This window comes from Tateyamaria sp. ANG-S1 (assembly GCF_000814025.1).
Lineage (GTDB): Bacteria > Pseudomonadota > Alphaproteobacteria > Rhodobacterales > Rhodobacteraceae > Tateyamaria.
The window spans coordinates 578,462-592,526 of the sequence record NZ_JWLL01000003.1 but is presented as its reverse complement, the minus strand read 5'-3'; the positions used below and the strand labels follow the sequence as shown (position 1 = coordinate 592,526).

Sequence of the window (14,065 nt, the reverse complement as noted above, 5' to 3'; positions counted from 1 at the left end):
CGAGGGACCCCCGGATTGTCGGATCACGCCGCTTTGGCGTGGTCCTCGCTGAGTTCGTGGATTGAGGCTGCAAGCTTGGCGATTTCGCGGCGCAGCGGGTTCTTGGTGGCCGAGGTGGCCAGCGGCACGCCGTGATCGGCGCCCTGGCTGATCGGTTTGCCGCCATCGGGCAATTGCACCTCGACCGAGATGTCGAGGCTTTCGGACAGGCGTTTCACCCGTGCCTTGCCGCCCAGATCGGTGAATTTCGGCGCGCGGTTTAGTACGTAGCGCAGCTTTTCGATGGGCAGCTCTTCGGACTGCAGGGCGCGCTTGAACCGCAGTGTGTTCTGGGCAGAGCGCATGTCCATTTCGAGCGTGGTGAAGTAGAGATGCGCGGCATTCAGCACCGTTTCGGTCCATTGCACGAGGGTCGAGGGCATGTCGATTACGACATAGTCGAAATGCGCGCGGGCCATGTCGACGATGCGGGTGATGTCCTCGGACGTGACCAGATCCAGGGGGATCATGTCCGATGGCGCGGTCAGAACCTGCAGCTTATCCTCGAACGTCAGCAGTGACTGGCCAAAGATTTCGTCATCCATGCTTTCGGTGTCCGACAGCATTTCGAACACGGCCTCGCGGCGGGGCAGGTCGAGATATGTGGAAGCGGAGCCGAATTGCAGGTCAAAGTCGAGAAGGCACACGGACGGGGTGTCGCCCTGGCAGAGCAAGGCCAGCTCCCATGCGAGGTTCACGGCGAGCGTGGTGGCCCCGGTGCCGCCTGCCACGCCATGGCAGACAAACACGGCACCTTGCTTGTCGGTGCCCGATTTCAGGTTGGCCGTGCGCTCATTGTCGGCAGGCTGCGGCTGTCCAGCGGATTGCAGGCGGTCGATGGCCTGTTGCAATTCCCCTTCGGGCAGGGGGTACGGGACGAATTCGTCGGCGCCCTGGCGCAGCAGTTGATGCAGTGCGGCGGGCGTGACGTCTTCGGCGATCAGGATCACCCTGATGCCGCGTGACTTGGCCTGGGTGATGATTTCGCCCAGCAGAACCAGATTGTCCTCATCCTCTTCATCCAGGGCGAGCGCCACGAACTCCATGGCTTCGGCTTCGGGCTGGTTGAAAAAGGCCAATGCCTCGGCAAAGCCGAGATCGCCCCATGCTTCACCCAGAGCGTGTTCCATGTCCTCGATCAGCAGGTCGAAATTCTGCACATCGCGGCTGATGGTGCAGGCCGTGATCGGGGCCGTTTCCGGTTGTGGCATTACACTGCTCATTGCCCACTTTCCCTTTGTTCAAAGAGCGTGCCCCGGTGTCGTGTTTGTCGACGGGGGCGGGCGCTCTCGCCTGGTGGTTTTCACCGGGCATAGGTGTCCTCTGGGGCGGTTGTCGCAGCGAATTCAGGCGAGATTTGGGCCAAAAAACTCCAATTGTTGGGTATCTCAAAACGATAAAGGGTCCGCGGACAGGATTGTCTGCGGACCCTTTACGTGGATTTATGCCGTTTATTGGCTGGTCTTGAACTCGCCGCCGGAGTTTCCGGTCAGCCCTGTCTGGGCGACGCCCGACTCGACATAGTCGCGGTAAATGATCTGTGCGTACTTGCCGTCAAGCACGGTGGGATGCGATTTCACGAAGCCGCTGACCTCGGTCACGGTGCGGCGGTTGCGGCGCTCGCGGCCTTGGGTGACGATCAGGGGCTGGGTTTCACCAAATGATGCGACCGCTTCGAGCCGGGACCGGCTGATGCCTTGGGTTGTCAGGTAGTGAACGACGGCGTTGGCCCGGGCGAGACCGAGGCGCTTGTTATATGCAGCCGAACCCACCGCATCGGTGTGGCCATAGACCCGGAAGCGAATCTCGGGGAACTGGCGGATCCAACGCGCCTGTTCACGCAGCGCGTCGCGTGCACCGGCGTCCAGTTGCGACGAGTTGAACGCGAAATTGACCGTTGTGCCGACTTCAGACGCAAAACGCTGCGCCAGATCAAACGTGTATTGGCGTTCACCGGTCAGAAGCAGGGTGTTGTTTGCTGTGGCGTTGCCAAAATGGCCCGTGTCGACCAGCGCGCCTGCTTCGCGATAGAACTGGGTGTAGACTGGGTCGTTAGATGGGCCACACGCGCCAAGGGCGAGGGTGCCTGCCACTGCAACGGTGAAAATCGGTTTCATGGCCCTGTCCTTAGTCCAACACGTAGCCATATGAGCCGGAGAAGTCCTGTTTGGCAACCTCACCCGCAGCGCCCTGTTTTGGGGGACGTGTGCCTGCGGCAGTGCGGCCATAGAGGAAAAGATCCCGTTCGCTTGGCGGTTTGATCCGATCCGTGGGCAGCGCAAGCGCGTCGCCACGGACGGGGGAAACAAGGTGTGTGGTGATGATGATCACCAATTCGGACTGGTCCCGCTGATACGAGGCCGAGCGGAAGAGGGCGCCAAGCACCGGCACATCGCCGAGCCATGGAAGCTGGTTGTTCTCGTCCATGAAGTTGTCTTGCAACAGCCCCGCAATGGCAAAGCTTTCGCCATCTCGCAACTCGACCGTGGTGGCCGTCTCGCGCACGCTGAACGCATCGACTGTGAATCCGTCAATGGTGATCCCGTTGGTGGGATCAATCGAAGACACTGTTGCTTCAAGCTCCAGGTTGATCAGGTCCTTGTCCACGACGCGGGGGATGAAGTTGAGCTGGATGCCGAAAGGCTTGAACTCGATGGTGATTACGCCGTCTTCCTGTGCGACGGGGACGGGGTATTCGCCACCAGCGAGGAAGCGGGCTTCCTGACCCGAAAGGGCAACGAGGTTCGGTTCAGCAAGGGTGCGCACAACCCCTTTTGTTTCAAGTGCTTCCAGCAACAGGCCCACCTGGGTGTTGCCCGCGTTGAAGCCAAAGAGGATCGCACCAGCGTTCGCGTTGGAGCCGGGCAACGCGCCGCCCAGGCTGGAGGCGACACCGCCTTCGCCAATCGTTGTACCCGTACCGCCGCGCAGGCCCACGTCACCAGACAGGACTGAACCACCAAGTGACAGTGATGAACTGAGCGACTTCGACACAGAGCGGTTCATTTCAGCAAACCGCACCTTGAGCATCACCTGCTGGATGCCGCCGACACTCATTAGGTTGCTGACACGTCCTTCGGCATAGCGTTCGGCCAGGTCCAGCGCACGCTGCAGACGCGCCGCAGAAGACACGATGCCCGAAAGCACAATGCCATCATTCGCGGTGCGCACTTCGATCTTTTCACCGGGCAGGATCTGGCGCAGCCGCTCCTTGAACTCGGAGATGTCGGCGGACACCCGGACGTTCACATTGGTGATCAGCCGCCCGTTGGCATCAAGCAGGGTCAGGGTCGTCAGACCCGGAGCCTTGCCCAAGACGTAGATTGTGCGATCACTGAGCGATGAGATGTCGGCGATGGCCGGATTTGCGATGCTAAGTTCGGCAAAGGCCGTTTCGCTTTCCACAACGACCGCGCGGTTCATCGGCACGTTCAGAGTGGATTCCGTTGACTTGCGTACCACGCGCAGGTTTTCCGCCTGAGCGGTTTCCACGATAGGGCTTGCAGCAAAACACAGCCCCAACAGGGCCGCTTTGAAAATTCCGTCAATGTTCATGTGACCTGCCTTTTTGATCACGCCTCGGTGTCGGGTCTTGGTGCCCGCGATTTGCATCACAATGCGGCAGTTTCGATTTTTTTGCAATAATCAACGGCTTCAGGCGATTCTTTTATGTGGATAACTGGCAACAGAACCACACACGAAACCGGCGCCACCATGGGAGACGCCGGTCGTAAGTGTTTGAAATGAGGGGTCAGTTTGTGCAGGGGATTGGTATTTGTACAACCTCGGCGCCACGACGTGTCCGTATGGAGCAGGTCTTTTCTTCTTCGATCTCGACCTTCGCCTCTTTGGCTTCAATACCGAGGAGGGCGCGTTGATCGACTTCGATGGCACCGGCAACGGTGTCGTCCTGCGCACCGACCAGTGACAGCGACAGCCGTCCGGTGGACTGGGCCTGTGCCAGTTTCGCGACTTGGGCTGGCAGTACAGCCACTGTCACCGTCTGCGCGATGTTTGCGCCGTCAAGATCGCCTGCCGCATTCTGGTCGATGGCAATCAACTGGATGGCGGGCTGTATCAGTTTGGTTACTTCACCGCGTGCGGCCCCAAGATCCTTGTCCACACGGCCCGTCCAATAGACATCGACCCGGTCGCCAGGGCGCAGGAAGCCGGATACGCCGGACGCAACGTCAACCCGGATTGCAAAGGCGCGCATGCCGCGTTCAAGACGTGAGGTCAGACCGGCCTCTTCACCGGGGTCAGTGACTTTTATGGCCAGCACGGCCTCGTGTTTTTCCATTGTGCGCAGTACGTAGCGGGGGCCTGTCGCCCCTTCGACAAACAGTGGGTTGTCCGCGGTGAAGGCACCTTCGGGCAGGGCGGTCTCGGGCCAATCGACTTTGCGCACGTCTTCTTCTGCGATGACCTCACCGTATTTCAGTTGCCGCTCAGCCACGTAGACGGGCACTGTTGGCACGATTTTGTCACGTTGCGCCCGTTCGGCAGCCAGAGCCACCTGATATTGCCCGATATAGTTCTTGGCCATGTACACGGCTCCACCGGCCAGGGCGATCCCGGACAGCAAGACCAATCCAAATACCATTCGCATTTCAGCACCTCATTGCTCGGGCCCTGGCCGGAACGGACGGAACCTCTTGCGATCTAAGTGACAGTAGAATGTGTCGATTTCAGGGAAGGGATGGGGAAGGTCCGGGGCAACAGCTGTCTGGTTGGCAGACGAAAAAGGCCCGTCGCATCTGCGACAGGCCCTTTGCTGCATGTCCCGCTGAGCGCGCCCAGCTATTCGCTGAAAAACTGCCCTTCGAGATAGGTGTCGATACTGCCGCCCAACGATAAAACGCCGGAGTTGATACCGAAAATGACGGCAATGCTCAGGCCGATAACAGCCGCGCACAGCACGACCCAATCCACGGTGACCGCGCCCTGTTCGTCGGATATGAATGTATTCAGGAAACGGATCATGGCGGTCCTCGTCAACAATACCGAATGCTCTTTGATGCAAGAAGGGGCCGCGTCCGTTTACGGTCACGGCCCCCTAATTCAGGCTAAGCGCCGGAACCTATTAACCTTCGGGCGCGCCGATGTTACCGATGTTGCCACCGACTTCGCCGCCGTTCAGGTAGCCGTCGATGCTTGTTGTCAGGCCGGTCGCACCGGATTCGATCGAGGTGTAGGCAGCAATTGCCAGACCAACCACGGCAGCGGTCAGAACAACCCAGTCAACCGTCACGGCGCCGTCTTCGTCTTTGCGGAAGTTTTTGATGAACTTGATCATGATTTTGTCCCTCCAAAGGATCAGTAGATTTGCATTTAACCTTGCCGTCCTTGGTGGGCCGCTCTCTCTCTTGGCCCGTGTCCGACTTGGTATGACGCTATATAGCCGGGGGATTGGGGCACGAATTTGGCGGGTTATGGAGGATTTCACGTCTGCCGGAGGTTTTTTTGCAAGAAATTTTTAATGGTTTGAAAAGTAATGGAAAAATGCTTTGCGCCGGTTCCGAGTTGTGAATTTTCTCTTAATGAGCGCGGTAAATGTGGCAGCTTCGCCATTTTCTGACCCCGCAGACTGGCCTGAAAAGCCGATTTCTGCGATAAATGCTGCAATGCTCGCCGAAAGAGCGGGCGCAGAGTGAGAGCAGATTTATGTTTCGTTTGTCCGTTGCTGTGTTGGCGGCGCTCGCGCTGTCGGTGGGAAGTGCCCCGGCACAGGATCCTCCGCCGTTCAAGGATTTCTCTGCAAAGCGTGTGAAGCCACCCAAGCCGGGGGCGAAACGTTTTATCACGGTACAGATTGAGCCAGAGGCACCGGAGCCTGAAGCGGTCGCGATTGCACCTGAGCCGGGCGCGCCGGTGCCGCGGTCGCCTGCAACCCGGTTTGACTGGTTCTGGGATGATGTCTCTCCCGCACTGGATCAGGCGGGACCGGGACGGTTGAATCAAGCGCTGCGGGCCCTTGCGCGGTCAAAACAGCCGGTTCCGGTTCCGCGTTTGCAGCAGATGCAGAGTTTGGCGCAGGCGCAGGGCGTGGACATCCTGAAGGCGACGATCGGTACGGATGTGTCACCGGCGCTCGTGCTTGCCGTGATGATGGTTGAATCGGCAGGGCGGGTCGATGCGACCAGCAGTGCGGGTGCCCAAGGGCTGATGCAGCTTATGCCAGCCACGGCGGAGCGGTTCGGGGTCAAGGACAGCTTTCTGCCATCGGAGAACATCACCGGGGGCGTGAAATACCTGGATTGGTTGATGGACAGGTTTGATCGCGATCCGGTTCTTGTCCTTGCAGGCTACAACGCGGGTGAGGGCGCTGTGCAAAACCACGCGGGCGTACCGCCTTATGCCGAGACGCGGGACTATGTGCCCAAGGTGCTGGCGACGTTTCAGGTCGCGAAGGGTCTGTGCATCACGCCGCCCGAGCTTGTCACGGATGGGTGCGTGTTTGCCGCGATGAACTGACGTAGCCGGAATTCTGCCAGAATTCCGGTCCGTTTTCCGTGTCGGAAAACGGCGCCGTGTCAGACGTTGAAGGCGTCGGCCCAGTCCGGGTGCATTGCGCGTTGCGCGTTCACAAAGGGGCAGAGCGGCACGATCTTCCAGCCTTCGGCCCGCGCATCGTCGACCAGCCGCTTGACCAGTGCCTGCCCGGCGCCGGTGCCGCGCATGGCATCGGGTACCCCGGTGTGATCCGCGATACGCGTGTGCGGCGATAGAATGGAATATGTCAGTTCGGCTTCTGCACCGTCACGTGTCAGGACATAGCGGCCTTTTGAGCCGCTTTCTTCCCGGCGGATATCGACGTCAGACAAGTGTCGCTTGGGTCGCGGCCCGCAATTCGTCCTCGGTCACGCCCTCTGCGACCTCGACAATCTTCAAACCACCTTCGACGACGTCCAGCACGCCGAGGTTCGTGATGATCCGGTCCACGACGCCCTTGCCCGTCAGAGGCAGGGTGCATTCCTTGAGTACCTTGCTGTCGCCGTGTTTGTTGGTGTGGTCCATGACCACTACCACACGGCCCACACCGGCCACCAGGTCCATGGCGCCGCCCATGCCCTTCACCAGCTTGCCGGGGATCATCCAGTTCGCCAGGTCGCCGTTCTCGGCTACCTCCATGGCACCAAGGATCGCCATGGCGATCTTGCCACCCCGGATCATGCCGAAGCTTTGTGAACTGTCAAAGTAGGCTGTCTGGGGCAGTTCTGTGATTGTCTGCTTACCTGCATTGATCAGGTCCGCATCCTCTGTGCCTTCGACGGGGAAGGGGCCCATGCCCAGCATGCCATTCTCGGACTGCAGCGTCACCTCGATCCCTTCGGGGATGTAGTTGGACACCAGCGTCGGAATCCCGATCCCGAGGTTCACATACCAGCCGTCTTCCAATTCCTGAGCGGCACGCGCCGCCATTTGGTTGCGATCCCAGGGCATCTATTGTCCTTATTCGTCGGTGAGTGCCGCGCCTGCAGGCACGTCGATTGTAATGAAACTTCCGGCCGCACCCCGGCCCAAATGCAGCGTCCCTTCCAGCCCTTCGATCAGGCCCGACACGATGCGGCCGCCCACGGTCTTGCTGTCCGGCCACTCCATGTCAGCGGGGATGCCGACGCCGTCATCGGCCACGATCAGGCGTAGGCCACCTGCGCTGAGCCTGCTCATGCGCACCTCGACCAGACCCATATCGATCCGCTCAAAGGCATGCTGGAAGGCGTTAGTCAGCAATTCTGACAAGACAAGGCCCACGCGCGTCGCCGTTTCGATAGGTACTTCGAGCGGTTCGATTTGCAGCGACATCCGGATGCCCGACCGCCCCTCGATATGCGCGATGGCAGAGGCGAGGCGGGACAGGTAGCTGCCCATCTGGATGCTGTCACGGTTTGATTGCTGATCGCTCAGCTTCATCTCTTCGTAGAGCAGTTGCAGCGTTTCGATGCGGCGGGACAGGGCGGCAAAGTCTTCGGGTACCGACGTGGTGCCGGATTGCTGGCGGATCATGCCGATGATCATCGACAGGTCGGAGGCCACGCGGTTCTGGATTTCGATCAGCTGCGCGTTGATCTCTTCCGCGCTGACGGACATCTCGTTCTGACGCAGCTCTTTTTGAATGCCAACGAAATACTGTGTTTGGCCGTGGGCGTCATGAACCGGGGCCACGATCAGCCGGTTCATGAATGGTTCGCCATTGGCGCGGTAATTCTGAATATCGACTGATACGCTTTCTTCGGCTTCGATACCGGCGCGCAGCTTGTCGACATCAGCCTTGCGTGTGCCGTCGCCTTGCAGAAAGCGGCAATTGCGCCCGATAGATGCCGAACGCGCATACCCCGTTGATCGCGTGAACGCCTGGTTCACATAGACGATCGGATTGTCTTCGAGATGCGGGTTGGTGACGACCATGGCGACCTGCGCCCGGGTAAATCCCTCAAAGGATTTATCGTCTTCCAACAGTTCTTCGATGGTGTCAGGCATGGCCTGGCTCCTTACGCAGCGCGCGTTGTCCGTTGTTCGATGCGCTTTTCATGTTCGCCCTGGATCAGGCGGTGGACGTAGATGCCCGGCAGGTGGATGTGATCGGGGTCGAGGCTGCCTGTCGGCACGATCTCTTCGACCTCGGCCACGCAGACCTTGCCGCACATGGCGGCGGGCGGGTTGAAGTTGCGGGCGGTCTTGCGAAAGACGAGGTTGCCTGTCTCGTCCGCTTTCCAGGCTTTGACGATGGAGAGGTCGGCAAAGATGCCGCGTTCCATGATATAGGTCTCGCCGTCGAAATCCTTGTGTTCCTTGCCCTCGGCAATCACGGTGCCCACGCCGGTCTTTGTATAGAATCCGGGGATACCACAGCCACCCGCCCGCATACGTTCGGCCAGCGTGCCCTGAGGGTTGAATTCCAGTTCCAACTCGCCAGACAGGTATTGGCGCATGAATTCCGCGTTTTCGCCCACATAGGACGAAATCATCTTTTTGACCTGACGGGTTTGCAGCAGGATGCCGATACCGAAGTCGTCCACGCCCGCGTTGTTCGAGGCAAAGGTCAGATCCTTCGTGCCTGCATCCTTGATCGCGTCAAGCAGCAGTTCGGGAATGCCGCACAGGCCGAACCCGCCTGCCGCGATGAACATGCCGTCAAACAAGAGCCCATCCAGCGCTTCGGTGGCAGAGCCGTAAATCTTCTTCATGTTGTTCCCCACGAGGCCCGGTGGAAGGGCATTCATACTGTGCGACAGTATGTGAATGTATGCACCTTCAAAGTCAACGGATGCGCTCTGTGCAAATCCATATATTGCACAGGTCATCTGACGGCAGGTGGGGCCTTGGGGATGGTTTTCAATCCTGCGGTAAAAGCGCTTTGAACGCCTGCACCAAAAAGTTGAGCGCCCGGCATGCACCGGGCGCGTCGCGCTTACTTGTATTTGCCGCTCGAACCGGAACGATCCGATGAGGGCGACGGTTTGCCGGTATCTGCTGTCGAGATGTCAGGTGGGAAGCTGACAGTGGTTGCAGACACGGCACTGGTCAGACCGACGACAAGAGCCAATGCAGTTACGGCGGCAATGATGGGACGTTTCATGATGTGGTCTCCTTTGGTACGAAATTCGTAGTTATTGCTGCGATTATCGTAGTAGTTGGGAGCGCCCCCTTGCAGGTTCAAGAGGTCTGCGCAATTTTTGCGTATGACCAAGGAACATGACCTGCTGCGCCACGTGAAAACGTTGATGCGTGTGATGCTGATCAGTGAGCGCACGCCGCCGGAGCATCAGCACATCATCAAGTTCAATCCGCTGGATTTTCACACGCTGGGAATGGTGCGGACCCAGCCGGGTGTGCGGGCAACGGTCGTGGCAGGCTCACTGGGGATTGCGGCCACCACGGCCAGCAGCGTTATTGGGCGGCTGATCAATCGCGGCTGGATCGAACGCAAGCAATGCACCGGGGATAGGCGCGCCTATGAGCTGAACCTGACGACCGAGGGGCAGCGGATCGCCGATGCGATCCACGACCAGGACATCCATGACATGAGCGTCTTTTTGTCCGCGTTGACCGTGACAGAACAGGACGAACTGATACGCCTGTTGGGCAAGGTCGCCCGCAGGGTCGAAGCGCTTGAGACCGAAGGCTAGGGTCAGGCGCTCTTCTTAGTCGTCTTCTTTGCGGTGGTCTTCTTGGCTGTCGCCTTCTTCCGCGTCGTTTTCTTTTTCGGCGCTTTTTCGGCAATCAGTTGGACGGCCATGTCCATGGTCACGTCCTCGGGTTCGGTCCCTTTGGGGATGGTCGCGTTGACCTTGCCCCATTTGACGTAAGGGCCGTACTTGCCCTTCATCACGTTGACTGGTCCGCCCTCATCCGGGTGCTCACCCAATTCATGCAGCGGCTTGGCCGCCGCACCACGACCGCCACGGCTGGCCACCTTTTCGGCCAAGAGCTGGACTGCGCGGTTCATACCAACCGTCCAGACCTCATCGATGCCTTCGAGGTTGGCGTTGGTGCCACCGCGGTCCGACGTGCTTTCGGCGTGTTTCAGATACGGGCCGTAGCGCCCGATATTGGCCCAGACCATGATCCCGTCCTCCGGGTGCGGCCCGATTTCGCGGGGCAGGGACAACAGCATGAGAGCGCGGTCCAGTTCCAGATCCTCCGGTACCCAATCCTTGGGGATCGATTGGCGCGGGGGCTTCTTGTTCTCTTCCGTGACTTCACCACGCTGCACATAGGGACCGAAGCGGCCCTTGAACACGCGGATCTCATCGCCCTGATCCTCGCCCAGCAGCTTGCCTTCTGGCGGGATGGCGCTGGCCTCCGCCTCGGGGTCTGGTGGACCGAAGGGACGGGTGTAGCGACATTCGGGATAGTTTGAGCAGCCAATAAACGCGCCGCCCGACCGCGCGGTGCGCATGGACAGGCGTCCGGCACCGCAGTTCGGGCACTGGCGTGGGTCGCCGCCATCTTCGAGCGGCGGGAAGAGGTGTGGCTCCAGCACCTCATTGATCTTTTCCAGCACCTCGGTGATCCGCAACTCGGACGTTTCGGCGATGGCCGCACTGAAATCCTGCCAGAAACGGCCGAGCACATCCTTGTAGTTGCGGTCGCCCGCGCTGACATCGTCCAGCTCTTCTTCGAGACCAGCAGTGAAGTTGTAACCGACGTATTTGCGGAAGTAGTTTTCGAGGAAGGCGATCACCAACCGCCCCTTGTCTTCGGGGATCAAGCGGTTGCGGTCCTTGCGGACATAGCCGCGGTCCTGGATCGTTGTGACGATGCTGGCATAGGTCGATGGGCGGCCGATGCCCAACTCTTCCATCCGCTTGACCAGCGTCGCCTCGGTGTAGCGCGGCGGGGGCTGGGTGAAGTGCTGTTCCGGTGTGACAGAGCGCTTGTCGGCTTTCTCGCCCTGGCTCAGTTGCGGCAGGCGCCTGTCGTCGTCATCAACCACATCGTCGTCGCGCCCTTCCTCATAGACGCGGAGGAAGCCATCAAAGAGAACAACCTGACCAGTCGCGCGCAGCACAACCTGGCCGTCATCGCTGCCGATCTCGACCGTGGTGCGTTCGAGCCGGGCACCTTCCATCTGGCAAGCCAGCGTCCGCTTCCAGATCAGGTCGTACAGCTTGCGCTGATCATCATCCATGATCTTGAGACTGGCGGCATCCTTGGCCATGTCGGTGGGCCGGATGCATTCGTGCGCCTCTTGCGCGTTCTTGGCCTTGTTTTTGTAGATGCGCGGGCTGGAGGGCACGTAGTCCGCACCGTAGCGATCCTTGATCGCGTCGCGGGCGTTTTGCACAGCTTCGGGCGCCATGTCGATGCCGTCGGTCCGCATATATGTGATGTGCCCGGCCTCGTATAGCCGCTGGGCTGCACTCATCGTCTGGCGCGCACCCATACCGAATTTGCGGCTGGCTTCCTGTTGCAGCGTTGATGTCATGAACGGGGCAGACGGGTTGCGGGAGGCGGGTTTCGCCTCGACCGACTGGATTTTCAGATCGCGGCTGGTGATGGCCTGCTGGGCCATTTCAGCGGCAGTCTGGTTTTCGAGGTCGTATTTTTCGAGCTTCTTGCCGGCAAGGCTTACAAGCCGTGCTTCGTATTCTTGTCCCCGCGGGGACGCGAGCACCGCCTTGACCGACCAGTATTCGCGGGCGCGGAAGGCTTCGATTTCCATCTCGCGCTCTGTGATCAGGCGCAGGCAAACGGATTGGACGCGGCCCGCCGACTTTGCGCCGGGCAGCTTGCGCCACAGGACAGGCGACAGGTTGAAGCCCACGAGGTAGTCCAATGCGCGACGGGCGAGGTAGGCCTCGACCAGCGGCATATCGACCTGACGGGCGTTCTGCATCGCCTCGGTCACGGCGGCTTTGGTTATCGCGTTGAAGGTGACGCGCTTGACGTCCGTGTCCTTCTTGATCGACTTGCGCTTGGTCAGCGCCTCTTGCAGGTGCCAGCTGATTGCCTCGCCCTCGCGGTCGGGGTCGGTGGCGAGGATCAGGGCGTTGTCATCCTTGAGCGCGTCAGCGATGGCCTTGACGTGTTTCTTGCTGTCGGAGGCGACCTCCCACAACATGTCAAACTCGTTTTCGGGGTCCACCGATCCGTCCTTGGGCGGCAGGTCGCGCACGTGGCCGTAGCTCGCCAGAACGGTGTAGTCGCTGCCGAGATACTTGTTGATCGTCTTGGCTTTGGCGGGGGATTCGACAACGACGACGGGCATTTATTGGGTGACCTCGGACCGGAAAATTTGCTGCTCTATGGCGGCGCAAGATGTGGGGTGCAAGGGCGGAATGTCAACAAGTGCACGGCGGGTGCGATCAACTGGCGCGGGTCAAGAGGCCCCCAGGCGCACGGTCGATGCTGCCATCCAACTCCAGCTCGACAAGCGCGGGTGCCACGGTCGCTGTGGGTGCGCCGAGGTCGCGGATCAGCTGGTCTTCGGCCACGGGCGAGGGGCCGAGGCGGGACAGGATCTGCTGATGGAGTGCTGCGGTTTCTTGCAGGCTGCGGCGGTCCTTGGGCGGCTGCGCTGGCGTTTCAAGTGGCAGTTCAGGTGCCGGTTTGGCTGCGATGGGCGCCAGTGCTTCGATCACGTCGGCGGCATCCCGCACGAGCGTTGCGCCGTCGCGGATAAGCATGTTGCAGCCTGAGGCCCGCGCGTCCATCGGGTGGCCTGGTACGGCCAACACGTCGCGGCCAAGGTCGAGCGCATCGCGCGCGGTGATCAAACTGCCCGATTTTGCGGCAGCTTCGACCACGATCGTGGCAGCGGACAGACCGGAGATGATGCGATTGCGGGCGGGAAAGTGCCGGGCCATGGGCTGCAGGCCCAAGGGTTGTTCGCTGATGCGCGCGCCGCGCGCGGCTATGTCTTCGGCCAGTTTGGCATTCTCGGCAGGATAGATGGTGTCGACGCCGCCCGCCTGCACCGCGATTGTTCCGGTGTCGAGGGCTGCGATGTGCGCGGCGGCATCGACGCCGCGTGCCAGACCAGACACCACAACATAGCCTTCGGACCCGAGATCGCGCGCGAGGGCGCGGGCCATGCGCGTGCCAAGCGAGGATGCGTTGCGCGCACCAACAAGCGCGATCATCGGCCGGTGCAGCAGATCGGTGTCGCCCAGCACCCAGAAAAACGGGGGGGCGTCAGACAAGTCACTCAGGGGTGTTGGGTAGCGGGCATCACCCTGCGCCACGAGACATGCGCCAAGCGAGCGTCCGGCCTTCAGTTCGGCGTGTACGACACCTTCGGGACAAGGCTGGTAGTTCTCAACGCCGGCGGCGCGCGCTACCTCGGGTAGCGCGGCCAGCGCGTTTTGCGCGGTGCCGTGTTCAATCAGCAGTCGTTTATACGTTGCAATGCCGACCCGGCGTGAGCGCAACAGACGGAGACGTGTGAACTGGTCATCTTCCGAGGTGGGTGGGAGTGGGGGGTGAGTGGAAGAAGGATGGGTATCCTTTTCAGTCATCCGTGGCTCCGTCTGTTGCTGCAATTGTTGTAGAATCGGCAAGGTTAACAACGCATGAACAG

The 14,065-nt window shown here is 60.3% G+C and carries 15 protein-coding genes; 2 read left to right on the top strand and 13 right to left on the bottom strand.

Translation table 11 applies throughout. From position 1 onward, the window contains the following. Nucleotides 1-23 precede the first annotated feature (23 nt). The 6 genes from RA29_RS04765 to RA29_RS04740 all read right to left on the bottom strand — a co-directional run bounded on the left by RA29_RS04765 (nucleotide 24) and on the right by RA29_RS04740 (nucleotide 5,335). Nucleotides 24-1,262 carry an AAA family ATPase gene (locus tag RA29_RS04765; protein WP_039683357.1) on the bottom strand — a complete coding sequence of 413 codons (1,239 nt, stop codon included), beginning with the start codon at nucleotides 1,260-1,262 and terminating at the stop codon, nucleotides 24-26. A 228-nt stretch (nucleotides 1,263-1,490) separates the two neighbouring features. After that, nucleotides 1,491-2,156: an OmpA family protein gene (locus RA29_RS04760; RefSeq protein WP_039683355.1), complete on the bottom strand. Its 666-nt coding sequence runs from the start codon at nucleotides 2,154-2,156 to the stop codon at nucleotides 1,491-1,493. A gap of 10 nt (nucleotides 2,157-2,166) precedes the next feature. Beyond that, a complete protein-coding gene (locus RA29_RS04755) occupies nucleotides 2,167-3,594 on the bottom strand; it encodes a type II and III secretion system protein family protein (protein WP_039683981.1) in 1,428 nt (475 codons plus the stop codon). Between the two features lie 196 nt (nucleotides 3,595-3,790). Beyond that, entirely contained in the window at nucleotides 3,791-4,648 is an 858-nt protein-coding gene (gene cpaB, locus RA29_RS04750; RefSeq protein ID WP_039683353.1) for a Flp pilus assembly protein CpaB, read from the bottom strand. Nucleotides 4,649-4,839: 191 nt separating this feature from the next. Further along, nucleotides 4,840-5,022: a hypothetical protein gene (locus RA29_RS04745; RefSeq protein ID WP_039683351.1), complete on the bottom strand. Its 183-nt coding sequence runs from the start codon at nucleotides 5,020-5,022 to the stop codon at nucleotides 4,840-4,842. Between the two features lie 100 nt (nucleotides 5,023-5,122). Next, entirely contained in the window at nucleotides 5,123-5,335 is a 213-nt protein-coding gene (locus RA29_RS04740; RefSeq protein ID WP_039683349.1) for a hypothetical protein, read from the bottom strand. 368 nt (nucleotides 5,336-5,703) lie between these two features. On the opposite strand from RA29_RS04740, the gene RA29_RS04735 reads away from it, so the two are divergent. Next, entirely contained in the window at nucleotides 5,704-6,513 is an 810-nt protein-coding gene (locus RA29_RS04735; protein ID WP_193743460.1) for a lytic transglycosylase domain-containing protein, read from the top strand. Between the two features lie 59 nt (nucleotides 6,514-6,572). On the opposite strand, the gene RA29_RS04730 is transcribed toward RA29_RS04735, so the two are convergent. From RA29_RS04730 to RA29_RS23140, 5 genes are all read right to left on the bottom strand, one after another. After that, the gene (locus RA29_RS04730; protein ID WP_039683347.1) at nucleotides 6,573-6,863 is read right to left on the bottom strand and encodes a GNAT family N-acetyltransferase; all 291 of its coding nucleotides are present in this window, start codon (nucleotides 6,861-6,863) and stop codon (nucleotides 6,573-6,575) included. After that, nucleotides 6,856-7,482: a 3-oxoacid CoA-transferase subunit B gene (locus RA29_RS04725; protein WP_039683345.1), complete on the bottom strand. Its 627-nt coding sequence runs from the start codon at nucleotides 7,480-7,482 to the stop codon at nucleotides 6,856-6,858. The genes RA29_RS04730 and RA29_RS04725 overlap by 8 nt, the downstream gene beginning before the upstream one ends. A gap of 9 nt (nucleotides 7,483-7,491) precedes the next feature. Further along, nucleotides 7,492-8,520: a PAS domain-containing protein gene (locus RA29_RS04720; protein ID WP_039683344.1), complete on the bottom strand. Its 1,029-nt coding sequence runs from the start codon at nucleotides 8,518-8,520 to the stop codon at nucleotides 7,492-7,494. A gap of 11 nt (nucleotides 8,521-8,531) precedes the next feature. Continuing rightward, nucleotides 8,532-9,227 carry a CoA transferase subunit A gene (locus tag RA29_RS04715; protein WP_039683978.1) on the bottom strand — a complete coding sequence of 232 codons (696 nt, stop codon included), beginning with the start codon at nucleotides 9,225-9,227 and terminating at the stop codon, nucleotides 8,532-8,534. A 224-nt stretch (nucleotides 9,228-9,451) separates the two neighbouring features. After that, on the bottom strand, nucleotides 9,452-9,619 hold the full coding sequence (locus RA29_RS23140) for a hypothetical protein (RefSeq protein ID WP_193743459.1): 168 nt from the start codon (nucleotides 9,617-9,619) through the stop codon (nucleotides 9,452-9,454). 103 nt (nucleotides 9,620-9,722) lie between these two features. Here RA29_RS23140 and RA29_RS04705 point away from each other — a divergent pair, with 103 nt between their 5' ends. Beyond that, nucleotides 9,723-10,169: a MarR family winged helix-turn-helix transcriptional regulator gene (locus tag RA29_RS04705; RefSeq protein ID WP_039683340.1), complete on the top strand. Its 447-nt coding sequence runs from the start codon at nucleotides 9,723-9,725 to the stop codon at nucleotides 10,167-10,169. Between the two features lie 2 nt (nucleotides 10,170-10,171). Here RA29_RS04705 and topA read toward each other — a convergent pair whose 3' ends face one another. Further along, nucleotides 10,172-12,754: a type I DNA topoisomerase gene (gene topA, locus RA29_RS04700; protein WP_039683338.1), complete on the bottom strand. Its 2,583-nt coding sequence runs from the start codon at nucleotides 12,752-12,754 to the stop codon at nucleotides 10,172-10,174. A gap of 97 nt (nucleotides 12,755-12,851) precedes the next feature. Further along, a complete protein-coding gene (gene dprA, locus RA29_RS04695; RefSeq protein WP_039683335.1) occupies nucleotides 12,852-14,003 on the bottom strand; it encodes a DNA-processing protein DprA in 1,152 nt (383 codons plus the stop codon). Nucleotides 14,004-14,065 lie beyond the last annotated feature (62 nt).